Here is a 26148-nt window from a genome sequence, read left to right on the forward strand (position 1 = left end):
AGTTTCTAAAGAGAAATTTAAATACGGTCACTTTAAGCTAGCTTTACTAATTTTAACAAATATATATTTTACTAATACTTATATTTACTCTTATATTTTTTTATAAACAATATAGATATAAATATAGTTATAATTTCAGCAAATGGAACAGTAAGCCATAATCCATTTAGATGCAATATAGGAGGAAGAATTACAATTCCTATAATTACAAAAACAAAGGCACGACTAAAAGATATAATAGCTGAAATTTTTCCGTTGTGAAATGCTGTGAAAAATCCTGATGCAAATATATTTATACCAACAAATAAAAAAGCAAAAGCAAATATTTTTAGACCTTGTAAAGCTAAACCAAATACTCCATTATCAGGATTTACAAAAACCCTAACAATAAGTGGTGCAAAAACTAAAGCTACAATAAAAACTAAAATAGAAGAAACAAATATAAATTTTAAAGAATGCTTAAATGTTTCTTTTAACTTATCACTATTTTCAGCACCAAAATTATAACTTATCAATGGTGATACTCCAGCAGCAAAACCTAGATAAACCGATGTCATCAAAAAGTGAGCATAAAGTACTATAGTAAGAGCTGCAAGTCCAGTTTCTCCAGCTAATCTTAAAGCAACTATATTAAATAAGAATGTTGTAATTCCTGTAGATAATTCTGTAACCATTTCAGAAGAACCATTTATCATTGTATCTCTTATAAGTCTAAAATCAGTTTTTGGTTTTTTTAATTTTAATGTAGATTTACTTGATAAGAAGTAGGCTATACCTAAAATACAAGTTAAAATGATACCTATAGCAGTTGCAACCGCAGCACCTAGAAGACCCATTCCAAAATATTTAATAAACACATAATCTAATATTATATTTGTTACACCTCCAATTACTGATAGAAATAAACTAAGTTTAGAGTTTCCATCAGTTCTTGTAAAATATTCAAATATAAATTTTAAAATATAAAAAGGTGTACATAAAATCATAACCTTACCATAAGTTATACAATAAGGTAGTAGTTTATCTGTTGCTCCAAGTAAAATAGATATTTCTTTGACAAAAAAATACGAGATTACTGTGAATAAAATTCCAATAATCAATGAAAATAAAACTATAAAAGAAAATGTAGAATTGGCTTCATCTTGTCTATTTCCCCCCATACGTATAGAAACTATAGCTCCTCCACCAGTTGCCATCATTATTCCAAAACCACAAACAAGGTTGATTATGGGTAGTACAATATTTATACTAGCAAGAGCATCTGAGCCAACTAATGTTGACACAAATATACCATCTATTATTGTGTATAAAGATATAAATACCATGGATATAATTGCAGGAGAAACAAATTTTAGAAATTCAAAAGTAGTGAATTTTCTTGTAAATAAATTTTCCATAAATTTTACCTCCTTTTATTACTCTCTATATATAATAAGGTATATAGTAACTATATAGTCAAGAAAAACTTTGTTAATATTATAAATGGCTTTAAATCAATAATAACTTATGTTTCGTAGGATTTATAGAATAGCGATTAATGAACTTTTATTGAAAGAATAACTATACTCTATTGAAAAAGATAATTATATCTTAAGAAAATCTTTAGAAATATAGGTATATAATCTTAAGTTTTACAGCTTATCATATATATAAGATTTTGTTTGATAAGAAGTATATTTTAGTAACTATATATATTCAATATAGTTTTCCTTAGGTTGGCTATTATTTATTAAATATAATAACTATAGTATAGAGAATAGGTTACTTTTATTTCAATCAACAATTTTATATATTATATAGATATTAGGAGTGTGAAGTATGAAAAGGTTTTTTGTATTAGTTTTGGGATGTGTTTTTGCTTTAGGTATACTTTCTGGTTGTAGTAAAAAAGAGTCTAAGCCTATAGACACAAGCGAAAAGAATAGTGAATGGTTTTTTAATCTAGAAACCAAAGATGTAGATGGAAATAAGGTAACAAAGGAGGTGTTTTCAAGTAAAGACCTTACTCTTATTAATGTTTGGACTACCTGGTGTGGTCCATGTGTAGGTGAGATGCCAGAACTTGAAGCTTTATCAAAAGAATATGCAAGTAATAATTCAAATGTAGCTATAAAGGGATTAGTTGTAGAAGTGGATGGAGCTGATATGAAAACTGGTCTTTCGGATGAAGAGAGAGACTTAGTTAAAGATATTATGAAAAAATCAAATGCTACCTATCAACAATTAACAGTATCTGAAGGTTTGAAAAAGACTGATTTTAAAAGAATTATAGAGTTTCCAACAACTTATTTTGTAGACAAGAACGGGAAATTTGTAGGTGACAAAGTTGCAGGTGCAAATAGCAAAGAAGAATGGAAAAAAATTATAGATGAAAGATTAAAGATGGTAAAAAGTAATGAGTAACTTTATTAAAGAAAATAAAAAAGGTATTTCTATTATTGTAATTGGTATTTCATTTATTGTATTGGGCATATATCGTGGAGAAGCAAATATAGTATTAACTAAAGCAATTATGATTTGCCTTGAATGTATTGGTATTGGTTAGGAGAGCAATCATGAAGTTATTATCAAAAATAAACAATAATATAAGAATTATTACTCAGATTGCATTTACAGCATTAACAAATGGATATATAAATGGTTTTTTGCAAGGGACTATTTATGGTGGAGAAAGTAAAAACTTGTGTGTACCTGGATTAAATTGCTATTCTTGTCCAGGGGCACTAGGTGCATGTCCAATGGGTTCACTACAAGCCGTTTTATCAAGTAGGGATTATAAATTTTCATTTTATGTTGTAGGATTTTTAATGGCATTTGGAGCTTTTTTTGGACGCTTTGTTTGTGGATGGCTTTGTCCTTTTGGACTTATTCAAGATTTATTATATAAAATACCATTTCCATTAAAAGTAAAAAAAGTTTATGGTGACAAATATTTAAAATATCTAAAATACATAGTTTTAATAGTTTTTGTAATTATTTTACCAATTACTATTGTAAATGTAGCAGGTGGTGGTAATCCTTGGTTTTGCAAGTGGATTTGTCCTTCAGGTACATTATTAGGTGGGGTACCTCTTATTTTAGAAAATGAAAGTTTAAAAGAATCCATAGGATTCTTATTTAGCTGGAAATTAAGTATTTTGATATTGATTTTATTAGTGTCAATAATGATTTATAGACCATTTTGTAGGTACTTATGTCCTTTAGGTGCAATTTATAGTTTCTTTAATCCTATTTCAATATATAGATTTAAAATTGATAAAGATAAATGTACAAATTGTACAGTATGTCAGTCAAAATGTAAGCTTGATATTCCAATATATGAAGATGTAAATAGTTTAGAATGTATTAGATGTGGTGATTGTATAAAAGTGTGCCCTAAAAATGCAATTACTGTAACTTTTTCAAAAAATATAAAGAATAAATCAATATTTAAAAAAAATGTAAGGGGAAATAATTTAATGAAGAAGATTACTATATGTATTATGATGTTTGCAATCTCAGTATTAGTATTAACTGGGTGTAATAATGACAATAAAATAAAAAGTGAAGTAGATAATATGTTTAATGCAATAAAGACTCAAGATTCTGATAAAGTAGATAAATATTTTCCAGAATCAGGGTTAGGTAGTTTTATCTATAGTGACAAAGAAGGATTTAAAATGTATTCTAAAAATATGTCTTGGAAAATCGAAAATATAAAGAAAAAAGACGATAAAGTTATTGTAGATTTAAAAATTAATAATACAGATATGGTTTCTATATTAAAAAAGAATCCTCCTAAATTAGGAGAAATGATGCCTAATCCAACTATGAAGGACATTGATTCTGCAAATAAAAAAGAGTTTACAATTGCTTTAGAAGTCGTTAAGTCTGGGGAAAATTATATATGTAAAGCTAGCCCTGAATTTGCAATGAAACTTTTAAATGTAATTACTGGAGGAGGTACAGATTATCTAGCTGAGTATAATAAAGATTATTTTAAAAAACTTGATGGAGAATAAAAAAACTAAATTTATAGATAAAACATACTCAATAATTTATTAAAATTATGGTCAATATGTAGAAGTTTATTATGTAAAAGTTGTTTCTTATAGAAATAAAGATGCTAATAAAGAACATAATTGGCAATATAAATATTTACTTGAATTATATAAAAATAATTAAATATGTAACATAAATAGTATAATAAAAGTGGCACTTAATTATAAGTGCCACTTTTATTATACTATTTATGTTATTTATAAGAGTTTATGTAGGTATTTTTTATAGGTTATAAATAGATTATATTGATTTGAAAAATTAAGTATTATAGTAATTATAAGTTTTAAATTTTAAGTTTTAAGTTTGGGACATGATATAAAGGATGATTCATATATTTTTCATAATTAGAACGAAGAATAAAATTATGTGTAGCTATGTATATTTGTTCTCCAATGTCATTGTTTAGTTCAACTCCCAATTCTTCACTTGCCTCTTTAGGAAATCCAATATGACCTTCATTTTTAATTGTATTGATAACTTTTTGGATGTTCATCATTTCGTTATCTTGAATAGATATATCAGGGCGTTCTTGGTAATTATCATTTACTAATTCTGGATAGAGTGATAACATATTAGATGTTTCAATCCAGCCTGCGTGAAAATCATTTGGAAATAATTTGATTTTTTCTTTAATAGAATTAGAAAATTTTCTTAAGATTCCCTTTTGTTCGCAATTAAAAATTGAACCCATAGGTGCAATGGAAATTATGCCATATTCTTTGTTGATTGATTCACAGGCTTGTTCTATAGCAATTGTATGTAGTGGGTCAGCATGAGCAGATATAACAACGATATTTTTAACACCCCATTTGACTATGTTCTTTAATGTACTATAAATTATTTTGTAAATTAATTCACGGCTAATATGAATATTACCTGGGAAAGTTCCCATATCTGCAAAGCCCAAAGGTATTATAGGCAGTTTTCCATAACAATAGCTAGGTAAAATTGAGTCTAGTTTATTAATTGCAAGGTTAATCCATTCATCTGTTTCATAAATATCCACACCTATTGGTAAATGTCTACCATGTTCCTCAATTGGAGCTATACCAACAAATACTACTAGTTTTTCTTTGTCTAAATTCAAAATATCTTCCCATGAAAGAGTAAGTAAGTTATAATTCATAGCCTTGAACCTCCTGAAAATTTATTTTAGTAGTGATGTTATTTTCTATATACATAATAATTAACACTAATATGTATATATAGTACTTTATATAAATAGTAATATATATATATATTAGTGTCAAGAAAGAAATAACTCTGATTTTAAAAACAACGACGATTCTTTTAATAATTGTTAAGTGAAAAAGTTAATGCTTATAAATTTATTACAATATTTTTTAGACTAAATATAAAGAGCAAGTATAGTACTATTAAAAAATAGAAGATATTTATTCAAAAAACACCAATCGGAAATTAAAACAAAAAACTTTATGGTATTTATGAAAACTTTATTAGAAATACAATTTAAATTATATATTATAGAAGTTTAAATAATAAAAGTAGTAGATATTTTGATTTCTAAGGGAAATAGTATTTAAGAAAATTGGAATATAGAAATTTGAGGACAAGGTAAAAGTGATAGAGAGAAAATTTTATATAGAATTTTCTCTCTATCACTTATGTAAGTAAACTATGTAACATTATTTTATTATTTATGTAATTATTTTTGTTTACAGATGTATTTTATAGACCAAGATTTTCTCCAACTAATATTACTTTTATCTTATTTGCTGGACGACTGATTCTTGTAGTTACCATATATGCACAAATACTTTCAGGACTTGTGCAATCTATACAACTACCATTAATATAGCAAGGAGTATTAACATCTTGAAAACGCTGTACAACTGCTGGTGCAGCAATTGTTCTAGTTCTTTGTATTGCATCACCAATATTTTTTACAATCTTATTCATGCCAGCAACAACTATAACATTTTTTGGTCCAAAAATCATTGCAGCTACACGATTTCCATTCCCATCAATATTAAAAAGCTGACCATCGTCACTAATAGCATTACTACTCATTAAAAAAGTATCACATAGAAGTGCTTGACGCATAATTTCTGTTCTTTCTTCTGGACTTTTTGCCAAATCCCTATCAATAACTTTATATCCTTTATTTTTAACAGCAATTTGTACACCCATTTCCTTAAGAGTTTCAGAACCTCCCCATGAGACTGTATGATTTTGAGGAATTAAATCTAAAATTTGTTGTAAAGCATCGTTTTTAGTTTTACAGTAATAAGCATCAAAATAGCGTTTTTTAAGAGCTGTAACGATGTTTGGACCTAACTTATCGTAACGTTTTTCTAATGGTGTTTGTCTTATCATACTAAAATCACTCCTGTATTTAAATTTTAAAGTTGTAACTATTATGCTAATTAAATTTACCTACTAGATAATTGCATAAATAAAGATAAAGAAAAGATTATACAAAATAAGCTTACATAAAACCAATTTTATTATTAACTTTTCCTAAAATTATGAAAATAGTTACAATATAGTTATAACACAAATAAGTTTTTATTATAAGATGTATATTATTAATTTTTAGTAAATAATCAAGTGGAAAAATAGTTCTGTTAAGAGTTCTTATTTTTAAAACTACTATATAAGAATGTTGTAAATTGTAGTTGATTATATGATTTTTTCACAAATATTTATTATAAATAAATGACTTAAGTTCTGTTGAATAATAAAAAAGTAAAGAAACAGTTTAAATGCATCTTTACTTTAATTAATTTTATGTTATATAAATTTGTTTAGAGTTTTTTAATTACATATTTTTGTAGTTTTCCAATATTCTGATATAATGATTGGCTTCTCTTAACACATGGTCTGCTAAAAGTGGCAATATTATAGATTTTATTTTACATTCTTCTATTCCAGATACTCCAGCCTCTTTAAAATCTTTGAATTCAACTGTTTCATCTAGAGTTTTATCTGTCATACTATTTATAGTAGCATCATTCATTTTATTTGCTTCTTCTATTAATTCCTTAAATTTTGCAGCAAATTCGTTTGAAGTATTGATTAGTTCATTTTCAGATGGGTCAAGTAATCCTCTCATAAACAATGCATGCTCCATCATAATTTGGTCCCAAAATAATTCTATCTCTTTAAAATCTTTTGAATCAATATCTATTTTATTTTCTAGGTCAATTACATAGGAACGATATAAGTTAGCTTCATGTATTATATGTTCAATAAGTAGAGGGTAATTTGAGGTAAATAGATTGCATGATAGCACTCCATCTAGAACTCTTTCTTTTAGATTAATAAGTCCATCAAGTAACTTTAGTGAATCTGAGTTAAGCTGAGCTACATAATTTACTAAATCTTGGTTAACCTGTGGATTTACACCACTTTGTAAATTTAATTCTCTTGTGGTTATGTTTTGATTTATTTCTATTCCTGTAAATTCCTCTGTCTTTTTTTCTGCATTCAATGTATGACTAGTGACAATTTCTTCTGAATATAATATATCAGGTCTAATTACACCATTGCTAGCACTAACAGCATATGATAATAATTCCTCAAATTGCTTTTTATAGTGGTCAGCTTCTAGAGCAAGATTGTAATCCTTAGGTGTGAATCCTGCTTCCAAAAAAAGAGAATGCTCTTTCATGATTCTTGAAAAAAATAAGTGTAATTCAAGTGATAAAATAACATATTTTTGATTATCTATCATAACTTCCTCCCTTTAAAAATTATCTTGTTTATAATACTTTATTCTTAAGATTTGATTTTATGTATATTAGAAATAAATTAATTAAATTCTCTTGTTACTAGTTTTAAGATTTATTATTAGATTTTAGTTTTGAATACATAACTTTTGGATAAAACTATTAAAGCTAAAATACATAAAAGTAGGCAAGAAGAATCTTATATAAAATTCTTTTTGCCTACTTAATATACTTGACTTTATGCCAAACCACACTCACATAATAAAATCATTATTCTATGGAGACATGACTCCACAGTATCTTCGCCATATTTTTTAATAAAATCATCGATTTGAGTTTCTATAAATGAATAGTATTCTTTTAAATTAGCAATATATGCAGTCATTATATGGACACATTCATCAATTTTATCTTTAAACACAACCAATCCCCCTAAAAAACGAAAAATTAAAATATTCAGTAAATAGCATGTATTATTTCATTTGATAACCTATATAGTATGATATATTGGCTAGAAAAATTTTACAAGTGGGTATGCAAAACTGGTTGTTATAATTGCAAAACTGGATAGCTGTTTTGTTATATGTTCATGAATAAGAAACCAAGTAAGATATTGGGCAAATCCATTATCAAATAGATTTTTTATATATCATTTAAATTGGTAAATAGGATATTGATGTATTTTTTTTTATCAACTATAATTTAGAATATGAAGTGATAAATTTCCCCAGTAAATTAAGCTATTTAATGTGTATATATAAATGATTAAGCAATCCTCTGTAATAAAAAATAATTTTGGAAATGTTGTTATAAGTAATAGTAACAATGAAGGAGGCATGTATATGAACAGACATAACATTGAAATTATATTAAATCAGATAAAGACTAATATATATATTACAGATATTCATACTAATAAAATTATTTTTATGAATGAAAATATGAAAGAAGAATACAGTATTTTAGTTCCAGAAGGAAAAGTCTGTTGGGAAGTATTATATCCCGAAAAAAATATTCCTTGCAGTTGTTGTAAGATTTCAGAATTACTGGCGAGCAATAAAAAAGGAGTATCAATAAAATGGTATGAAAAATGTAATAAGTTAAATAGAGTTTTTGAGAATTATGATAGTTTAATTACATGGTATGATGGGACAACTGTTCATATACATCAATCTATAGATATTACAAACTCTATAGATTTAAACAAACAACTTAAGATTGATGAGTTTTGTCACGTATCAGATAACGATGAAAAAAAAGAGAACTTTGAGTATTTAAATATATCAAGAGATAAATTTGATTATGATTCCACTTTACTTTATGATGCTCTTATTAGAGGTACAGATGAATATATATATATATGTAACTTCAAAACAGGAGTATTTCGATATTCACCATCACAAGTTGAATTATTTGATTTACCAGGAGAAATTGTGGAAAATCCACTTGAATATTGGAAAAAAATTGTACATCCAGAGGACTGGAATCGTTTTTATAAGTCAAATATGGAAATAGGTAAAGATTATATGGATTATCATACAGTTGAATTTAGAGCTAAAAATCGTAGTGGAGAATATATATGGTTAAAGTGTAAAGGCCAATTAATGCGTGATGAATTTGGAGAGCCAAGTATTTTTGCAGGAATTATGACGCAGTTAGGTAAACAAAATAAGATTGACCCATTAACACAGTTATTGAACTACTATGAGTTTATGAGTGTATTTGAAGAAAAACTTTCAAATCCCATGATTGAAAAATTATGCATAATGCTACTAAATATTGATGACTTTAAGAATGTTAATGAGATGTATGATAGAGCCTTTGGAGATAACATAATAAAAACTTTAGCACAATCTATAAAATCTATTTTGCCAGGTAATGCTGAACTTTATAAACTTGATGGTGATGAAATGGGAATTCTTGTTGATAATGTTGAAGAAAATGACATTCGAATTCTATATGAACAAATACAGAATTTGATTATACATCTTCACTTGTGGAGAAAATATGGATTAAATATAACAATTTCTACTGGATGTGCTATATATCCAAAGCATGGAGATACAGTAAAAGAACTTTATAAATATGCTAGCTATTCTTTACAGTATGCTAAAGAACATGGAAAGAATAAACTTGTTTTTTTCTCTGAAAAAATCTTGAAAAATAAAATGCATTCATTGGAAATGATGTGGGAGTTGAAAGCATCAATTAATGATAATTTTCGAGGATTTAGTCTTAGATTTCAGCCACAAGTAGACACGCAAAGTCATAAAATAATAGGTGTAGAAGCACTTTTAAGATGGACTAACCAAAAAGGTGAAGCAATTTCTCCTTTAGAATTTATTCCAATTTTGGAAGAAAATGACATGATAAATGATGTGGGAGCATGGGTACTTCGAATGGCATTACGTACTTGTAGTGATTGGATTGATTATAATCCTCTTTTTACAGTAAGCGTAAATATTTCAGCTGTACAAATATTAGAGGAGACGTTTATTGAGGATGTAATTAAAATTATATCTGAGGAAAGTTTTCCTTATCAAAATCTTGTATTAGAGTTGACAGAAAGTCATACAGTACAAAATATGAGTATTTTACAAGATAAGTTTGAAATTCTACAATGTTTAGGAATTCGTATTGCTATGGATGATTTTGGTACAGGGTACTCTTCTTTAGAGATTTTAAAATTTTCTCCAATAGATATAGTTAAAATTGATAGAGTATTTGTCAAAGACATATTAAAAAGTAAGTTTGATGCTACATTCATACGATTTATTGTTGCAATTTGTCATGATGTAGGCATAAGAGTGTGTTTAGAAGGAGTAGAAACACAGGAGGAGTATGATTTAGTTAAGCAAATGAAACCAGATTACATACAGGGATATTTTTTTGGAAAGCCGCAAACAGCAAGAGAAATTTTAGCTATTTTAAAATTAGATATCTAATACTAATCAAATTTTCAATTTCACATTTACTTATATAATCTAGCAAGTAAATATATTTTAATTTTAACTGACATTTAACCTTAGATAAAAATAAAGAAAAAGTAAAATATAGGTAGATTATGTAAATATATATGCTATAATAGGGTTAACAAGAAGAAGCAGTCTACAATCTAAAGAGTGAGGTTCATGCGTAAAGAATATCCTCCCAACGTTAAGAAGGGAGGTGAATTGTGCATGGATATTTTTTTACGAGGTGTACTAGAACGTTTAGTTGCCAGTTTTATAGTTAACAAACTATTTGGAAAATGTAAAAAACCACTCGAAGCGGCAACTAAGAGTGGTTGGGAATTTGATTTAAAAATCACATTCCGTAAAAATGAGTAATTTTAAATTACGAACTCCACTCTACTGACAATAGATTGTAGTTCTTCTTGTTTTTTATTATACCACAAATTGATACAATTATTCAAAAAAAATATTTATATAATATGATATAATTATATAAATTTTGCAGTAATTTATGTATGTGATAGCTGCTATCAATTGAACTGTTTGTAGCTCACTGGAGATTTAACAAAAGGTATAAGCTATGATAGTGTCAAAGCAGGAAAAGCTAATAAAGCTAGTAATATGATTGATGATGCTAGTTCAATTCTAATTATGTTCAAAATCTATTAATATACTATATTAAGTATTTGAATTGAGATTAAAATCTCATACAATTTTGTATCTTAATTCAAAGTCTAAAAATCGGGTGGGACTTGGTAACTTCACTCATTATACAGGTACTGGTGTTTAATCTAGGTTCGATTCATAGAACTTGAGACATAATATGTAATTCCACCTTAAAAAGACTAAGTTTGGGTAAGTTTAGTCTTTTTAAATTCTAAAATTCTTCTAATGCAGTTCATATTCAGTACACAAACTTTTGGTAATATATAAGTAAATCAAAGATTGTATAGACACTAAATGAATTCAAATATACATACTTGTACACAAAATATATGATAATTTTGGGAGGTATAAACATGAAATGTCCTAACTGTGCTAGTGAGAAAATTCAAAAAAATATTAAATGGGGAGGAAAAGGAAATGCTGGTAATGTTGGACTAAGATATAGTTTACTAGGAGTAGCAACCGTATATTCTGATTTATGTTTGGATTGTGGTGAAATAGTTAGAACATACATAATGGAAAATACTGATGAGGATTGGCAGATAAAGAGAATAAAGAATATAAAAAAATAGAATAAGTTAAAAGGCTATCTTTGTAGATGGTCTTTTTTTATATAATAGATTGAAAAGGAGAATGAATTATGAAATTTGAAGAAGTATTACCACTAATAAAAAATGAAGAAAAAGCATTTAGATTATGTTGGAATGGGAAAGGAATGTATGTGCAAATGGATAAAGGCGGAAGTTATGAGTTTTCAGAAATTTATCCATTCTTTGTAATAAAAAACACATTAAATTCTTTTAATACATGGGTTCCAAGTGTAAGTGATATATTTGCAGAGGATTGGGAAGTAATAAGAGGAGAATGATAAGGGATGGATAGGATGTTAATAAATGATAAGAGTTTTTATCCAAATAATATTTATCCAGCAATAGACTTTCTCAAGATAAAAAGACAGTTAAAATCAATATACGTTTATGAGATTGAACAGTTATTCAAGTCTCAAGTTGAAAATTTTAGTATATCAAAACTTAAGAATTGATGCTTAAGAAGGTAGCAACTGGAAATAGTTGTTACCTTCTTTTTTAATAAATTTAAATTTTATAAAACAATATATCTTTTCCTAATTAAATAATAGGATATTATTGTTATGATAGACACTAATATTACTGATATTATTGCAGTATCAAGTCTTCTTATTAATAAACCCATGATTATATATTCTAAACCTATTAAATAGTGATAAAATATTTCTAGTTTAGTAGCTTTTTCTCTATCTATATTCCCATATTTTAATTCTAATTTATCTAAATATTTTTTCTTACAATAATTAGTTTTACCCTTAATTAAATATCCTACAGTAACTACTATTGTAAATGTTACTCCATAACTTAAAAATATAATGTTCCAAGAATTCATAGTAGAGATACCTCCATTTAGATTTATTTTCTTAATCAAAGTATATCAGTAGTATGAACATAAAGAGTGTCTAAAAAATTACAAATATTAACAAAGGGAATAAAATTATAGTAAAAGTTTTAATAATAAAACGAACAAAAACTATCATACTAAAACATAAGACATGTTATAATTGTATTACAAAGTTTCATTAATTACACTAAAAGCACTTCTGCAAAAGAGTGCTTATTTTTTTTGAATTCATTAATATATATGAACTATTAAGAACATTACTCAACACACTTTAAAATTGATTTAAATAGGTCTTTTTAACAACCTAAATCATATGATATAATAAAAAAATAGAAGTGTACTGCCAATACACTTCTATAGTTATAACTAAGCATTCTCATGTCGGGGAGTGCTTTTTTCATTTTTCCAAACAATATTATTTACTTCATCAATAATTATCAAATCAATCTCATTTTCTTCTAATATTTCTGTTGCAGTAAAAATTAGATTATCTAAGTCAAAACTTCGAGTTATTTCTAGTTGATTGTTGTTTAGAGTTCTTTTTAGTATGTAAGTCTTAAAACACACTTATATCACCTCTCATATTTATAAAAAAATTAAACATATATTAGCCTCTAAAATAGTTACATTAACTTGTGTTTTTAATAAACTTGTATTTACTCTTTTTTATCTAAAAGTATATTTATGAGCAAATATGCAACAAATAAAAAAATCTCAATGACACATAGTGTTATAGCTATAACTAGAAGTGATTGATTTTTCCATGCACTATAAGCTATGATGAAAAGAAATGTAAAAGCGCATAATGTATAATTCATAATTTTAACTAATATATGACTTGTTTTCATTGTTAAGTATAAGTCTCTTTCATCTGCATTATCTTGTAATTCTTCAACAATGCCTTTTTTTGAAAAAGCATTGTAAAAATTAAAGATTGCTATTGTAATTAAAAGGAATGATGAAATTAGGAATCTTTGTTCTTTTAAAATGCAGTAAATAACTATGCTAGCACAGCATAACATAGAAGCTATAACAGCTACTATAAAACCTCGTCTATTCTTTACCTTCATGTTTTTTGTCCTCCATTTCTTTATTTTCTTTTAAACAACATAGTTCTTCAATAGTTATACCAAACACTTGTGCCATACGATAAGCAAGCATAAGAGAAGGACTATATTGCTCTTTTTCAATAGAAATAATTGTTCTGTTTGATACATGGACTAAATCAGCAAGTTGTTGCTGTGTTAAACTCATATTTGTTCGAAATTCTCGCACTTTTGTTTTCATTCCATACCCTCTCTCTATATGAAGCTAACTTCATGTGAAGTTAGCTTCATAATATCCTAAAAAGAGTAAAATGTCAATTTTTTTTAGAGAAAAGATAAAAATAAACTAAAAAAGTAGAATATATTGTAAATTTTACCTGTAGTTTTTGTATTAAAAAGTTCCTACTATTAGTTTAAGTTAAATTTTATGTTATATAGAAAGAAGGAATATATTATGCTAAATAAAAAATTACCAGATGCAGAATTAAAACTCATGAAATTTATTTGGAATTTGGGATACAAAACTGTAATATCAAAAGATGTTGCAGATGAAATGGATGAAAACTATGGGTGGAAACATACAACTACAATTACAATCTTAGCAAGATTAACTAAAAAGGTTTTTTAATATCTCAGAGAATTAGAAGACATGTACACTATACAGTATTAGTGAAAGAAAAAGAATATTTGAAATTAGAAAGAAAAAGAATTTTTTGAGGTTTACATAACAATCCTTTATCAGAAATAATTTCAAAGCTACATAAAGAGGAAATAACAGAAGACAAAATAACAGAGATATGAGAATAGATAAAAACTTGGAAAGATGAAGATTAATAGAGTAAAAGGTAGCTACTAATATAAGTGCTACCTTTTTATTGATATGGATAAAATATGGAAAAGTTATATAAAATTGTGGGTAAAATATTTTACTGATATCTAACTGACATTTGACCTTTAAAATTAAAAAAATATTGATTTTATTAAATAATAACTACTTGATTTAGTAAATACTAAAGGATATAGTAACTATATAGACAACAAAGCGAAAAGGAGTGTACAAACCTTGGAAAAACAGTATTTTACTACAGGTGAATTTGCAAAACTATGTGGTGTTTCTAAGCAGACGTTGATTTTTTATGATAAAATAGGGATTTTTTCACCTGAATATAAAGATAAAAACAATTATAGATATTATTCAGTATATCAGTACGATACATTAGATATATTACAATCATTAAGAGAAATAGGCATGAGTTTAGAAGAGATAAAAGAATATATAAAAAATAGAAGCCCTCAACATTGTGTAGAAATGCTTAAAGAAGAAGAAAAAAAGATAAAAGAGAAAATAAAAAAATTAAAACAAATAAGTTCTAAAATACAAAACCGGATAAATACTACAGTTGAAGGTATTTCTAAGATATATAATGAAGAAATTTATATATCCAATAGATGTGAAGAATACTTAGTATTATCAAGTGATTTGAGTAGTATAAATGATGGCAATTTTATGATGGAATTGATTGATTTTACAAATTACTGTAAGTCAAAAAATCTGTATCAGGGGTATGAACTAGGAGCAATAGTAAGTAATGAAAATATAAAAAATGGAGAATATTTAAGTATATCAAGTTTTTATTTAAAAATAGATAAAAAAATAAAAGATAAAAAGCTATATATAAAGCCAGAAGGAATGTATGTGTGTATAAAGCATATTGGGAGATATGAAGACTCATATAAGTCCTATGAAAAATTAAAAAAATATATATACGATAATAACTATAAAATTATTGGTAATTCATATGAAGAAAGTATACTTGACTTTTTTTGCGAAAATAATGAAGAAAATTATATGACTGAGATTTCAATTCAAATATCTATATAAGAATTAAAAATTAAAATAGAGGTATATTCACGTGATAAGTAATTTTACTTATCACCTGAATATACCTCTATTTTAATAATAAAGTATATGAATTTTTAAATAATACTTATAGGATAAAGTTTAATATTAACTAAATGCTAATTATACAAATAAATTATAAACAAAAGTTGTTAAAAAACAAACAACAAAAGCAAGTACAGTAGGCATTAAAAATCCTAAGGCAGTCCATTTTAAACTTCCAGTTTCTCTTTTTATAGTTAAAAGTGTTGTTGCACAAGGCCAATGAAGTAAGCTAAATAACATAACATTTAAAGCTGTTAAATAAGTCCAACCATGTTCTCTAAGAACTTGACCTAGAGCACTAAAGCTATCTAATTCTATCATAGAACCAGTTGCTAGATAAGCCATTAAAAGTATAGGTACAACTATCTCATTTGCTGGAAAACCAAGAATAAAAGCCATTAATATGAAGCCATCTAGGCCAATTAGTTTAGCTAAAGGGTCTAAAAAGTTTGCAACATGTGATAATATGCTCAAATCTCCTATATAGATATTTGCAAATATCCAAGTTATTACACCAGCAGGTATAGCCACCATTACAGCTCTTCCTAAAACAAATATTGTTCTATCTATTATAGAAGTATATAAAGTTCTACCTATTTGAGGAACTCTATAAGGAGGAAGTTCTAATGTAAATGTAGAAGGAACTCCTTTTAATAATGTTTTGGAAAGAGTATAAGAAACCAACAATGTTATTATAACTCCTAAAATTATTAATAAGGTTATACAAAATGCAGTTGCTATACTAGATACAAAAGAGCTAGTTACAACAGAGCTAAAAAATATTGTAGATATGGCTATTAAAGTAGGAAAACGACCATTACAAGGTACAAAGTTATTTGTAAGTATAGCAATAAGTCTTTCTCTTGGAGAGTCAATTATTCTACAACCAATAACTCCAGCAGCATTACATCCAAATCCCATACACATAGTCAGGCACTGTTTACCATGAGCACATGCTTTTTTAAATAGATGGTCTAAGTTAAATGCAACTCTTGGCAAATATCCAAAATCCTCAAGTAATGTGAATAATGGAAAAAAGATTGCCATAGGAGGTAACATTACAGAAATTACCCATGCTAAAGTTCTATATAATCCTAATACTAACATATCATTTAACCACAATGGACAATTAATACTATTTAATATATTTGAAATACTTGGTTCAAATCCAAGTAATAAATTAGATAATAAAGTGGATGGATAGTTAGCACCTTCTATAGTAATCCACAGTATAGTACCTAATAATAAGAGCATTATTGGAAGTCCAAATATTTTAGATGTTAATATTTTATCTACTTTTTCTTCTCTATCTGTTGGTTTTTTAGCATTATTAGAACAACACTTATCACTTAATTTTTTAGCATAATCATAATTGATTTTAGTAAATTCATCTCTAGTCTTCTGTTTGTTTATATCATTTGGAACTTTTTTCTTTACTTCGTTAATAGCATCTATAGAATCTTTATCTATATAATTACTCATAGATTCAAAAATACTTTCATCGCCATCAATAAGTCTAAGACCCAACCACCTAGAATTTATATTTGGCATGATATCATCTAACTCTGGTTGAATTGATTTTACTGTGTTTTCTATATTTTCGCTGTATTTTACTGGCTTATTATTAAACTTGTATCTATCAAAAGATACGTCATTTAAAATTTCTAATAGTTCACCCATACCAGAACCATTTCTTGCAGCAGTTAAAACAACTGGAATTCCAAGAGATTCCTCTAAGAAATCTTTATTAATATTAATACCTTTTTTTCTAGCTTCATCTATCAAATTTATACACAAAATGACTTTATCTGTGAGTTCCATTACTTGAAAAACTAAATTTAAATTTCTTTCAAGACATGTAGCATCACACACTACTATTACTGCATCTGGATTACCAAAGCATATAAAATCACGAGCTACAACCTCTTCTTGTGACAAAGCAAATAGAGAATATGTTCCTGGTAAATCTATTAATGCATACTCTGTATTTTGATATTTGAAATTACCACGAGCTGTAGCTACAGTTTTTCCTGGCCAATTTCCAGTGTGTTGTCTAAGTCCAGTAAGATGATTAAATACAGTACTTTTACCTGTATTTGGATTACCAGCTAGTGCAATTACAAACTGGTCTTCCTTGTTATCTATATCAAACATGTCTTTTAAAGAATTCATTTTAGTTGAGTTGTGTGTTAAACCCATATTAATATCCTCCTGCTAGAAAATTTTAAATGTCAGAAACTAATATTAGTCTACTTTCTTCTTGTCGTAGAGCTATCTTGCTACCTCTGATGTTGTAGACAGTTAAATTATTTTTTGGTCCTTTTCTAACTACATCTATAACAGCTCCTCTAGTAAGACCAAGCGCTAACATTCTCTCTCTTAAATTACCACTAGATAATATATCTTCAACTTTAACAGTTTTTTTCACTTGAATATCATTAAGGTTTTTCATAGTAGCACCTCCATGCATGAAATTTAGCCTGAGCTAATCTTCTTATTTTAAACTATGCACTATGCTATTACCTTGTTACTTTTTGCAAAAAAAAGATAGGCAATATGCCTATCACAAAGTTGGGTATAATTCTTACTTTTGGGGAAAGTAGAATATAGAATAAAAATTAACATTTTGAATCTATATAATTATTGAATTTTGATAATAAAAAAGTCAGAAAGCGCAAAAGCCTTCTGACTTATATAAGGTATTTTCAAATACCTAGATATCAATTCAATATTTAATTTATGATTTAATTATATATTAACAATGTTAGCTTGTCAACACTATAATCTCATTTTAATATGTTCAATACCTGCTTCATCATACACTTCTGAAATTTCTTTAAAACCACAAGATAAGTAAAGATTTTTTATGTAAGCCTGTGCTGATAAGGTTATATTATTTTCATGCAAATTAACCTTTATAAAGTCTATAGCACAGTCCATCATTTTCTTTGCCAAGCCCTTTTTTCGATGAGTAGAAAGAACTAAAACCCTACCAATAGAAACATCATTATAAGAGCTATATTTTTTAGGGATTATTCTGGCATAAGCACAAATCAACCCATTCTCTTCTAAAAATATATGATAAGAGTTTTTGTCTACATCATCATAATCATTTAATGAAAATATCCTCTGTTCGCATGCAAATACTTCATATCTTGACTTTGCTATTTCGTAAAACTCATTTAGACTTAAATCATTAAAGTGTTTTATTTTAAACATAATAATTACCTCCTAAGTATATTAAAACCAAATATTAAGATATATTATACCATTTTATAATTTTTAACAGTAATACTTTTATTAAAATAGGTATGTGTTAAAAATATTTTAAAAAAGTGTTATACTGTATTAAAAACAAAATATTAGTTAGAAAAATTATGGTTTGTGGAGGAAGTTGTTTTGAATACTACCAAAAAATTAACTGAAGCGGCTTTATTGTCGTCTTTATTTATAGTAATAACAATTATAGCTGTAGGGACTGGGTTTGGATATGCCATTTATTTAGATTTTATAGTGCCAATATTTTTTTGTATAATATGTTTAAAGTGTGATTTAAAGTATACTGTTTTATCTGGAGTTATATCTCTTTTAATAATTTCCTTGGTGCTTGGAAATTTGGGAACTGCTATTTGGGCAAGTCAGAGTGTATTACTTGGTATAATATGTGGTTATTTGATAAGTAAATCATCAACAGTTATGGATGATTTAGTATATGGTTCAATTATTGGAGTCATTATAATGGTTTTTATTGATATATATGCTTCAGCATTAATAGGATACAGTTTTATGAGAGAATTTCAGGGATATAGTAAATTGATTTATTTTAATGAATACTCAGATTCTATTTTTTACTTACTGATAGCACTGTTTCCTTTTGGAATGGTTTTTTGTATATACTTTTTAAGTTTGATTATGGGACATAAATTACATATTTTAAACTCTAATGCATTAAAAAAGTTTCTAGTGTTTAAGAGTTTTAGATTTTTAAATCAATTTTTATGTTGCTCAAAGAAAGTTTTTTATATGTGTGTGTTTTATTTAACTATTTTTGAAGTTACAAATATATTAAATATTAAAACTGAGTTAGTTTACTTAAAAACAATTTTTATATCAATTGGATATTTGTGTATGTATTTTGTTATTAGAGATTCCTGTATGTCACTACAAAATTTTATAATAACTAAATTTGGAAAAGTAGCATACGCTAGAATTTCTTTTTTGATAGTAGTTATATCTTTATTTCTAATGTTTAAGATAACTGTTATGGGATTAATAATTATAAATGCATTTTTAAATAAGAAAATGAATATAAGATTGACTCAAATTAATATTGTCGATAAACAAATAAATATTTTAATTGAAAAATAAACTTTATGCATTGGTAAAAAATATAAAAAAGTAGTATAATGTAAAAAAACATGTATATAATAATAAAAAAGGTTGACAAAATGTAAAAATAATAATATATTATGAGTAAGTTAAGAAAAATTTCTTGTAATTGATGAAATAATCTGAATATATAAGTGCTGTGAAGAGAAGAAGTAGAGCTGAATTTTATTTAACAGAGAGTTCCAGTTTGGTGAAATGGAATAAATTGATTTAGTTTGAATACATCTTGGAGCAATATCTCTGAAAGATAACAACCACTAAGAGATATCGGAATAGTACACGTTATAGTACATGAGTAAACAAATTATACTCTACAGAGATTAATATCGTGAGATATTAGTGAACTAAGGTGGTAACACGTAAGCAATGCTTTCGTCCTTTTAATAGGATGAGAGCTTTTTTTATTATAAAAATAAAAATCATAGATTATATAAATATTTTAGGAGGAATGAAAATGAAATCAATAGACGAGCAAATGCGAATCATTATGAAAGGTGTAGACGACTTAATAGACGAAAAAGAGCTAAGAGAAAAACTTATTAAATCAGAAAAAGAAGGAAAACCTATGATAGTAAAATTGGGGTTAGATCCAAGTGCTCCAGATATACACTTAGGTCATACAGTAGTTCTTAGAAAGATGAAACAATTACAAGATTTAGGTCATCAAATAGTAATTATAATTGGAGATTTTACAGGTAAAATTGGAGACCCAACTGGAAAATCTAAAGCTAGAAAAGCTTTAACAACAGAGCAAGTTCTTGAAAATGCAAAAACTTATCAAGAACAAATATTTAAAGTTTTAGATAAAGAAAAAACTATTGTAAGATTTAATAGTGAATGGCTAGCTAAATTAAACTTTGAAGATGTAATAAAATTAGCTGCAACTATTACTGTTGCGAGAATGTTGGAAAGAGAAGATTTTAAGAAGAGATATGAAGGACAAATGCCAATATCAGTGCATGAATTTTTCTATCCATTGATGCAAGCATATGATTCAATAGCATTAGAAGCTGATATAGAGCTTGGTGGAACTGACCAAAGATTTAACTTATTAATGGGAAGATCTTTACAAAGAGAATTTGGTATGGAATCTCAAATAGTAATAATGATGCCTTTAATAGAAGGTTTAGATGGAAAAGAAAAAATGAGTAAGAGTTTAGGTAACTATATTGGAATAGATGAAGAAGCTGGAATAATGTACCAAAAATCTATGGAGATTCCTGATGAACTTATAGTTAAATACTATAATTTAGTAACTGATGTTCATCCTGATGAAGTTAATAAAATTGAAACTCAGTTAAAAGATGGTTCAGTAAATCCAAGAGATATAAAAATGAATCTAGCAAGAGAAATAGTAACTTTATACCATGGAGAAGAAGCTGCTAAAGAAGCTGAGGAAAGGTTTAAATCTGTATTCCAAAAAGGTCAAATACCTGAAGATATACAAACAATTCAAGTTAAACAAGAAGAATTTGATTTAATTGAAGTATTAGTTTCTAATGAGATTGTTAAAAGTAAGAGTGAAGTTAGAAGATTAGCATCTCAAGGTGGAGTAAAAGTAAATGGTGAGAAAGTGGAAGATTTAAGTACAGTTGCTAAAGAAAGCGAACTTGTTGTTCAAATAGGAAAGAAAAAATTTGTAAAAATAGAGTTAGTAAAGTAAAATAAAAGCAAGTTCGTTGGTTATATAAAAGTATAATCAATGAACTTGCTTTTTTATTATATTAAGGTTTTAAATTGGTAACCATTATCTTTAAAATATGTTATAATTTGGTCTAGTGCATTTACTGTTTCTTGCTTTCCATAAGTATCATGCATTAAAAGTACAACTATTTCTTTACCTTCAGAAGATTTCTTTGCATGTTCAAATAACTCTTGAGCATTTTTCTTTTTACCTTCTGCATCAGCATTTAGAGCATTCCAGTCTATTGATGCCATATTTTTTTCTTTTAAGTAGTTACCTAAAGGTTCCATATTTTTCCATGACATATATCCACCTGGGCATCTAACTACATGTGATGAAAAATTCTTTCCTAGAACTTTTTTCATGGCTTCATCTGTTTTATTAAGTTCATTTACAAATGTATCAAGATTTAGGCTTCTGCCAGGGTATAGTTTTTTGTAGTCATGAGAATATGAGTGATGAGCTATTGCATTTCCCTCATCAAATGTTCTTTTTAAAATTTCATTGGCACCTTTTCGTTCAAGAGAATCCCCCTTAATAAAGAAAGTTCCTTTAACATCGTGTCTTTTTAAGATATCTAGGACTTGTGGAGTATTAGTAGTAGATGGTCCATCATCGAATGTAAGGAATACTATTTTTTCTCCATTATTTGAATAGTCGTATTTGTTAAGTTTATCCCAAACTGATTTTGCGTCATATCCATATTCTTTTGCAGCTTCTTTTTTTGCACCAATGATAGGCTCATTTTTTTCTTTTTCAATTCTTTCTTTTTCTAATTTTTCAGCTTTAAGCTTTTCTTGAGTTTCTTTAATTTCTCTTTTCTTGGACATATCCGCCCATGCCATAGAAAAAATACCAATAACTATTACAACAATTATAGTAAGTGCCATAGTTTTCTTTTTTCTTTTTTTTACCATGATTTCAACATTCCCCCTTTTTGTCGAATTGTATCAAAAATATATTATAATTATATCGAAGAAAGTAGAAAAAGTAAACCGACAAAGTTGTAACTAAAATAACTAAAGTGTAACTTATACAACATTATTTGCATAATATTAAAGTATCCTAGATATTGAAATTATCTATAAAAAAATTTAATATAAGTAAAAAAAATATAAAAAAGGTAAAAATTTATTAAAAAGGTGTTTACAAAAAATGATTAATATATTAATGTTAAATAGTGGATATAAATCTAGATTTAAAATACTGAAAAAATTTACTATAACTATATAAATTTATAGTAATGCTTATAGAAAAACTCTCTTGCTGTTTAGGGGGTTTATAATTTTGCAAAAAAATAAAAAGGAGGGGGCTTTATTGAAAAAATACTTTGGAGAAATAGGACTAATATTCATAGCAATTATATGGGGAAGTGGCTTTGTAGCAACCCAATTTGCACTAGACGGTGGGCTTACACCTCTACAAATAATAACTATAAGATTTTTCTTGGCAGCTGTAATTATGAATTTATTATTTTTTAAACAAATTCGTGCCAATATGGGAAAGCATTTATTAAAAGCAGGAGGGCTTTTAGGAATATTTTTATTTTTAGCCTTTACAGTACAAACCATTGGACTTATGTACACTACACCATCTAAAAATGCATTTATAACAGCAGCAAATGTTGTAATAGTTCCATTCATAGGATTTATACTTTATAGAAGAAAACTAGATAAAATAGGATTAATAAGTAGTTTAGTAGCTCTTGTAGGTATAGGTATACTTTCTTTAGAGGCTGATTTCTCTGTTAATTTTGGAGATTTTTTAACACTTATATGTTCATTTGGATTTGCATTTCATATATTCTTTACTAGCGAATTTGCTAAAGATAACAATCCAATGGCATTAACAGCTATTCAATTTACTGTAGCATTTTTACTGTCTTTAGTAGTTCAGACATTTGCAGGACAGTTGAAAATGGAAGCTGAATTGTCTGGATATATGGGAACTATATATTTAGCTATATTTAGTACTTCAATAGGGTTTTTATTCCAAACTATATGTCAAAAGAGAGTTGATGGAACTAGAACAGCCATAATACTATCTACTGAAGCTATATTTGGGACTATATTTTCTATAATAATTTTAAAAGAACCTATTACAGCCAAATTAGTTATTGGTAGTATATTGATATTTGGTGCAATTATAACAGCAGAAACTAAATTATCATTTTTAAAAAGTAAAAAAGTAGAACTTAAAGAGTCAAAAGATTCTTCACTAGAAAGTATTTAAATAGACAATTGTTTCCTAATTAATCAAATAAAGTATATATTATGTAGAAATTTGACATCAAAACTTAGTTGATACCAATGTTTCAAAGTGATAAAATTAATTAGGAAATAAATTTTATTTTTAGTGTTTAAACTATAGTACATGGGGTATATATATTCTTGTAGCAAGTTATTAAACTTTAAAATAAAAATTTAATTAATATAAAATTGGGAGGAATTTAATTATGAAAAAATTTGTTTGTACAGTATGTGGATATATACATGAAGGAGATGCTGCACCAGCACAATGTCCAGTATGTAAAGTTGGAGCTGATAAATTCGAAGAAATGAAAGGTGAAATGGTTTGGGCTGACGAACATAGAATAGGAGTAGCTCAAGGTGTGGATGCAGAAATAATCGAAGGATTAAGAGCTAACTTTACTGGTGAATGTACAGAAGTAGGAATGTATTTAGCAATGAGTAGACAAGCTGATAGAGAAGGATATCCAGAAGTAGCAGAAGCATATAAGAGAATAGCTTTTGAAGAAGCTGAACATGCTGCTAAATTTGCAGAACTTCTTGGAGAAGTTGTAGTTGCAGATACAAAAGAAAACTTAAGAGTTAGAGTTGACGCTGAATATGGTGCAACTGATGGAAAATTAAAGTTAGCTAAGAGAGCTAAAGAATTAGGATTAGATGCTATACATGATACAGTACATGAAATGTGTAAAGATGAAGCTAGACATGGTAAAGCATTCTTAGGATTACTAAATAGACATTTTGGAAAATAATAATTAAAAACATAGATTAAAAGGAGAAACTTTGGTTTCTCCTTTTTTAAATTATACAAAAAATATAAAAAAATCTTTGTAATAAAAGGGTGAAGATAATATGAAATCGGTATCTGTTAGAAGCTGTAAAAATTATGAGTATGAAAATGTAAGATTTTCTATTGAAAAAATTTTAGATGACATTGGAGGGCTTAACAAGTTTGTAAAAGAAGGAAGTAAAGTACTTGTAAAACCAAATCTACTGATGAAAAAAAAGCCTGAAGAAGCTACAACTACTCATCCTATGGTAGTAAGGGTTGTATGCGAAAAGCTTTTAGAATTAAACTGTGATGTAGTAGTAGCAGATAGTCCTGGTGGACCATATAATCAAGCCTCTCTTAAAAGTATATATAAGACATCTGGAATTGAAAAGGTAGCAAATGATTTAGGTATCAAATTAAATTATGATGTTTCAGATGTTAAGATACATAGTGAAAAAGCGCATGCTCTTAAATATATGGATATTATTAAACCAGTAATAGATGCTGATTATGTAATAAATCTTTGTAAATTAAAAACACATGTGATGGCAACTTTTACTGGTGGAACAAAAAACTTATATGGATGTATAGCTGGATTAAAAAAAGCAGAAATACATTATAGATTTCCTACAGAGGAATTATTTTGTGAAAATGTACTTTTAGATATTTGTGATTATGTAAATCCGACACTGACAATTATGGATGGAATTGTAGGGATGGAAGGGGATGGTCCTTCAGCAGGAAACCCTAAAGAAATAGGTGTTTTATTAGCATCACAAAATCCATATGCTATAGATGTTGTTGCATGTAAGATTATAGGTTTGCTTCCAAATAAAGTTGCTACAATTAGAGGGGCTATTAAAAGAGAGTATATAAAAGAAGACTTTTTAGATATTGAGATTGTAGGAGAAGATATAAAGGATTTAATTATAAAAGATTATAAGGTACCAATTGTAAGTAAAGATTTAAGGCTATTTTCTGTAAAATTGCCAAAATTTTTAAATGAACCTATTTCAAAACTTATAACACCAAAGCCAGTGGTTAGATTTAAGGATTGTATAAAATGTGGAAAGTGCAAGGAAGCTTGTCCTGCAAATACCATAGAGATAGGGAATAGAGGTGCTCTTATAGATTTAAATAAATGTATAAGATGTTACTGTTGTCATGAACTTTGTCCTAAAAAGGCTATTGATGTCAAACGTAATTTTGTATTTAAGTATGTAAAATAATGTATAATATTATATGAGTCTATATAAATGAAAATTATAAAGGAGAAATA

The 26148-nt window shown here is 27.0% G+C and carries 27 protein-coding genes, 1 pseudogene and 1 other annotated feature; of the genes and pseudogenes, 15 read left to right on the forward strand and 13 right to left on the reverse strand.

From position 1 onward, the window contains the following. Window positions 1–71: 71 nt before the first annotated feature. On the reverse strand, window positions 72–1397 hold the full coding sequence (locus tag IC214_RS16450; RefSeq protein WP_227823732.1) for an MATE family efflux transporter: 1326 nt from the start codon (window positions 1395–1397) through the stop codon (window positions 72–74). A gap of 421 nt (window positions 1398–1818) precedes the next feature. Between IC214_RS16450 and IC214_RS16455 the strand changes: the two genes are divergently transcribed. The 3 genes and pseudogenes from IC214_RS16455 to IC214_RS16465 form a co-directional block, all read left to right on the forward strand. After that, window positions 1819–2403, forward strand: coding sequence for a TlpA family protein disulfide reductase (locus IC214_RS16455; RefSeq protein ID WP_227823733.1), 585 nt, complete (start codon window positions 1819–1821; stop codon window positions 2401–2403). Beyond that, entirely contained in the window at window positions 2396–2545 is a 150-nt protein-coding gene (locus IC214_RS16460; RefSeq protein WP_227432878.1) for a CD1871A family CXXC motif-containing protein, read from the forward strand. Before IC214_RS16455 ends, IC214_RS16460 begins: the two co-directional genes overlap by 8 nt. Window positions 2546–2555: 10 nt before the next feature. Further along, a pseudogene (locus tag IC214_RS16465) lies at window positions 2556–3407 on the forward strand (4Fe-4S binding protein); the annotation flags it as partial. Between the two features lie 917 nt (window positions 3408–4324). Here the strand turns inward: IC214_RS16465 and IC214_RS16470 are convergent. The 4 genes from IC214_RS16470 to IC214_RS16485 all read right to left on the reverse strand — a co-directional run bounded on the left by IC214_RS16470 (window position 4325) and on the right by IC214_RS16485 (window position 8154). Beyond that, window positions 4325–5167: a creatininase family protein gene (locus IC214_RS16470; RefSeq protein ID WP_227432879.1), complete on the reverse strand. Its 843-nt coding sequence runs from the start codon at window positions 5165–5167 to the stop codon at window positions 4325–4327. A 563-nt stretch (window positions 5168–5730) separates the two neighbouring features. After that, window positions 5731–6378, reverse strand: a complete 648-nt coding sequence (locus IC214_RS16475; RefSeq protein WP_227866816.1) for a lactate utilization protein — start codon at window positions 6376–6378, stop codon at window positions 5731–5733. Between the two features lie 445 nt (window positions 6379–6823). Further along, window positions 6824–7738: a DUF2935 domain-containing protein gene (locus IC214_RS16480; RefSeq protein WP_227863073.1), complete on the reverse strand. Its 915-nt coding sequence runs from the start codon at window positions 7736–7738 to the stop codon at window positions 6824–6826. 233 nt (window positions 7739–7971) lie between these two features. Then, window positions 7972–8154, reverse strand: a complete 183-nt coding sequence (locus IC214_RS16485; RefSeq protein WP_227432883.1) for a hypothetical protein — start codon at window positions 8152–8154, stop codon at window positions 7972–7974. Between the two features lie 421 nt (window positions 8155–8575). On the opposite strand from IC214_RS16485, the gene IC214_RS16490 reads away from it, so the two are divergent. The 5 genes from IC214_RS16490 to IC214_RS16510 all read left to right on the forward strand — a co-directional run bounded on the left by IC214_RS16490 (window position 8576) and on the right by IC214_RS16510 (window position 12395). Next, window positions 8576–10678, forward strand: a complete 2103-nt coding sequence (locus IC214_RS16490; RefSeq protein ID WP_227482333.1) for a bifunctional diguanylate cyclase/phosphodiesterase — start codon at window positions 8576–8578, stop codon at window positions 10676–10678. Between the two features lie 234 nt (window positions 10679–10912). After that, window positions 10913–11062 carry a hypothetical protein gene (locus IC214_RS16495; protein WP_227432886.1) on the forward strand — a complete coding sequence of 50 codons (150 nt, stop codon included), beginning with the start codon at window positions 10913–10915 and terminating at the stop codon, window positions 11060–11062. Window positions 11063–11706: 644 nt separating this feature from the next. Continuing rightward, window positions 11707–11925 carry a hypothetical protein gene (locus tag IC214_RS16500; protein WP_227432888.1) on the forward strand — a complete coding sequence of 73 codons (219 nt, stop codon included), beginning with the start codon at window positions 11707–11709 and terminating at the stop codon, window positions 11923–11925. Window positions 11926–11993: 68 nt separating this feature from the next. Further along, complete coding sequence (locus tag IC214_RS16505) at window positions 11994–12221, forward strand: DUF2829 domain-containing protein (RefSeq protein WP_227482334.1); 228 nt, start codon at window positions 11994–11996, stop codon at window positions 12219–12221. A 6-nt stretch (window positions 12222–12227) separates the two neighbouring features. Continuing rightward, window positions 12228–12395 carry a hypothetical protein gene (locus IC214_RS16510; protein ID WP_227834589.1) on the forward strand — a complete coding sequence of 56 codons (168 nt, stop codon included), beginning with the start codon at window positions 12228–12230 and terminating at the stop codon, window positions 12393–12395. 59 nt (window positions 12396–12454) lie between these two features. On the opposite strand, the gene IC214_RS16515 is transcribed toward IC214_RS16510, so the two are convergent. From IC214_RS16515 to IC214_RS16530, 4 genes are all read right to left on the reverse strand, one after another. Further along, window positions 12455–12772 carry a hypothetical protein gene (locus IC214_RS16515; RefSeq protein WP_227851666.1) on the reverse strand — a complete coding sequence of 106 codons (318 nt, stop codon included), beginning with the start codon at window positions 12770–12772 and terminating at the stop codon, window positions 12455–12457. Between the two features lie 378 nt (window positions 12773–13150). After that, entirely contained in the window at window positions 13151–13351 is a 201-nt protein-coding gene (locus IC214_RS16520) for a hypothetical protein (protein ID WP_227432893.1), read from the reverse strand. A gap of 89 nt (window positions 13352–13440) precedes the next feature. Further along, entirely contained in the window at window positions 13441–13854 is a 414-nt protein-coding gene (locus IC214_RS16525) for a hypothetical protein (protein ID WP_227432894.1), read from the reverse strand. Continuing rightward, window positions 13838–14071, reverse strand: a complete 234-nt coding sequence (locus IC214_RS16530; RefSeq protein WP_227432895.1) for a helix-turn-helix transcriptional regulator — start codon at window positions 14069–14071, stop codon at window positions 13838–13840. Before IC214_RS16530 ends, IC214_RS16525 begins: the two co-directional genes overlap by 17 nt. Before the next feature lie 213 nt (window positions 14072–14284). Between IC214_RS16530 and IC214_RS16535 the strand changes: the two genes are divergently transcribed. Together IC214_RS16535 and IC214_RS16540 are read left to right on the forward strand one after the other, a co-directional pair. Next, window positions 14285–14458, forward strand: a complete 174-nt coding sequence (locus IC214_RS16535) for a BlaI/MecI/CopY family transcriptional regulator (RefSeq protein WP_227432897.1) — start codon at window positions 14285–14287, stop codon at window positions 14456–14458. Window positions 14459–14893: 435 nt separating this feature from the next. Then, a complete protein-coding gene (locus IC214_RS16540) occupies window positions 14894–15712 on the forward strand; it encodes a MerR family transcriptional regulator (protein ID WP_227432899.1) in 819 nt (272 codons plus the stop codon). A 141-nt stretch (window positions 15713–15853) separates the two neighbouring features. Here IC214_RS16540 and feoB read toward each other — a convergent pair whose 3' ends face one another. From feoB to IC214_RS16555, 3 genes are all read right to left on the reverse strand, one after another. Then, window positions 15854–17974: a ferrous iron transport protein B gene (feoB, locus tag IC214_RS16545; RefSeq protein ID WP_227432901.1), complete on the reverse strand. Its 2121-nt coding sequence runs from the start codon at window positions 17972–17974 to the stop codon at window positions 15854–15856. Between the two features lie 25 nt (window positions 17975–17999). Beyond that, complete coding sequence (locus IC214_RS16550) at window positions 18000–18227, reverse strand: FeoA family protein (protein WP_227432903.1); 228 nt, start codon at window positions 18225–18227, stop codon at window positions 18000–18002. Window positions 18228–18553: 326 nt separating this feature from the next. After that, window positions 18554–18994, reverse strand: a complete 441-nt coding sequence (locus IC214_RS16555; RefSeq protein ID WP_227432904.1) for a GNAT family N-acetyltransferase — start codon at window positions 18992–18994, stop codon at window positions 18554–18556. 180 nt (window positions 18995–19174) lie between these two features. Between IC214_RS16555 and IC214_RS16560 the strand changes: the two genes are divergently transcribed. Together IC214_RS16560 and tyrS are read left to right on the forward strand one after the other, a co-directional pair. Further along, window positions 19175–20143 (forward strand): DUF2232 domain-containing protein, encoded by a 969-nt coding sequence (locus IC214_RS16560; protein ID WP_227482336.1) that lies wholly within the window; start codon window positions 19175–19177, stop codon window positions 20141–20143. Between the two features lie 151 nt (window positions 20144–20294). Next, window positions 20295–20547: a binding site (T-box leader), on the forward strand. Window positions 20548–20618: 71 nt separating this feature from the next. Further along, entirely contained in the window at window positions 20619–21827 is a 1209-nt protein-coding gene (gene tyrS / locus IC214_RS16565; protein ID WP_227432906.1) for a tyrosine--tRNA ligase, read from the forward strand. A 56-nt stretch (window positions 21828–21883) separates the two neighbouring features. On the opposite strand, the gene IC214_RS16570 is transcribed toward tyrS, so the two are convergent. Continuing rightward, complete coding sequence (locus IC214_RS16570; RefSeq protein ID WP_227831135.1) at window positions 21884–22765, reverse strand: polysaccharide deacetylase family protein; 882 nt, start codon at window positions 22763–22765, stop codon at window positions 21884–21886. Between the two features lie 370 nt (window positions 22766–23135). Here IC214_RS16570 and IC214_RS16575 point away from each other — a divergent pair, with 370 nt between their 5' ends. From IC214_RS16575 to IC214_RS16585, 3 genes are all read left to right on the forward strand, one after another. After that, a complete protein-coding gene (locus tag IC214_RS16575) occupies window positions 23136–24080 on the forward strand; it encodes a DMT family transporter (RefSeq protein WP_227432908.1) in 945 nt (314 codons plus the stop codon). Window positions 24081–24303: 223 nt separating this feature from the next. Next, the gene (locus IC214_RS16580; protein ID WP_009889371.1) at window positions 24304–24849 is read left to right on the forward strand and encodes an NADH peroxidase; all 546 of its coding nucleotides are present in this window, start codon (window positions 24304–24306) and stop codon (window positions 24847–24849) included. A gap of 100 nt (window positions 24850–24949) precedes the next feature. Next, window positions 24950–26098 carry a DUF362 domain-containing protein gene (locus IC214_RS16585; protein WP_227432909.1) on the forward strand — a complete coding sequence of 383 codons (1149 nt, stop codon included), beginning with the start codon at window positions 24950–24952 and terminating at the stop codon, window positions 26096–26098. Window positions 26099–26148 lie beyond the last annotated feature (50 nt).

Origin of the sequence: Clostridioides sp. ES-S-0190-01 (assembly GCF_020658275.1) — a bacterium.
Taxonomy (GTDB): domain Bacteria; phylum Bacillota; class Clostridia; order Peptostreptococcales; family Peptostreptococcaceae; genus Clostridioides.

Coding starts and splice junctions, on each gene's coding strand:
- IC214_RS16490 (WP_227482333.1), top strand. CDS start 8,576: ATGAACAGACATAACATTGAAATTATATTAAATCAGATAAAGACTAAT.
- IC214_RS16525 (WP_227432894.1), bottom strand. CDS start 13,854: ATGAAGGTAAAGAATAGACGAGGTTTTATAGTAGCTGTTATAGCTTCT.
- IC214_RS16550 (WP_227432903.1), bottom strand. CDS start 18,227: ATGAAAAACCTTAATGATATTCAAGTGAAAAAAACTGTTAAAGTTGAA.
- IC214_RS16555 (WP_227432904.1), bottom strand. CDS start 18,994: ATGTTTAAAATAAAACACTTTAATGATTTAAGTCTAAATGAGTTTTAC.
- IC214_RS16475 (WP_227866816.1), bottom strand. CDS start 6,378: ATGATAAGACAAACACCATTAGAAAAACGTTACGATAAGTTAGGTCCA.
- feoB (WP_227432901.1), bottom strand. CDS start 17,974: ATGGGTTTAACACACAACTCAACTAAAATGAATTCTTTAAAAGACATG.
- IC214_RS16580 (WP_009889371.1), top strand. CDS start 24,304: ATGAAAAAATTTGTTTGTACAGTATGTGGATATATACATGAAGGAGAT.
- IC214_RS16450 (WP_227823732.1), bottom strand. CDS start 1,397: ATGGAAAATTTATTTACAAGAAAATTCACTACTTTTGAATTTCTAAAA.
- IC214_RS16570 (WP_227831135.1), bottom strand. CDS start 22,765: ATGGTAAAAAAAAGAAAAAAGAAAACTATGGCACTTACTATAATTGTT.
- IC214_RS16585 (WP_227432909.1), top strand. CDS start 24,950: ATGAAATCGGTATCTGTTAGAAGCTGTAAAAATTATGAGTATGAAAAT.
- IC214_RS16510 (WP_227834589.1), top strand. CDS start 12,228: ATGGATAGGATGTTAATAAATGATAAGAGTTTTTATCCAAATAATATT.
- IC214_RS16500 (WP_227432888.1), top strand. CDS start 11,707: ATGAAATGTCCTAACTGTGCTAGTGAGAAAATTCAAAAAAATATTAAA.
- IC214_RS16505 (WP_227482334.1), top strand. CDS start 11,994: ATGAAATTTGAAGAAGTATTACCACTAATAAAAAATGAAGAAAAAGCA.
- IC214_RS16455 (WP_227823733.1), top strand. CDS start 1,819: ATGAAAAGGTTTTTTGTATTAGTTTTGGGATGTGTTTTTGCTTTAGGT.
- IC214_RS16535 (WP_227432897.1), top strand. CDS start 14,285: ATGCTAAATAAAAAATTACCAGATGCAGAATTAAAACTCATGAAATTT.
- tyrS (WP_227432906.1), top strand. CDS start 20,619: ATGAAATCAATAGACGAGCAAATGCGAATCATTATGAAAGGTGTAGAC.
- IC214_RS16480 (WP_227863073.1), bottom strand. CDS start 7,738: ATGATAGATAATCAAAAATATGTTATTTTATCACTTGAATTACACTTA.
- IC214_RS16495 (WP_227432886.1), top strand. CDS start 10,913: ATGGATATTTTTTTACGAGGTGTACTAGAACGTTTAGTTGCCAGTTTT.
- IC214_RS16460 (WP_227432878.1), top strand. CDS start 2,396: ATGAGTAACTTTATTAAAGAAAATAAAAAAGGTATTTCTATTATTGTA.
- IC214_RS16530 (WP_227432895.1), bottom strand. CDS start 14,071: ATGAAAACAAAAGTGCGAGAATTTCGAACAAATATGAGTTTAACACAG.
- IC214_RS16470 (WP_227432879.1), bottom strand. CDS start 5,167: ATGAATTATAACTTACTTACTCTTTCATGGGAAGATATTTTGAATTTA.
- IC214_RS16515 (WP_227851666.1), bottom strand. CDS start 12,772: ATGAATTCTTGGAACATTATATTTTTAAGTTATGGAGTAACATTTACA.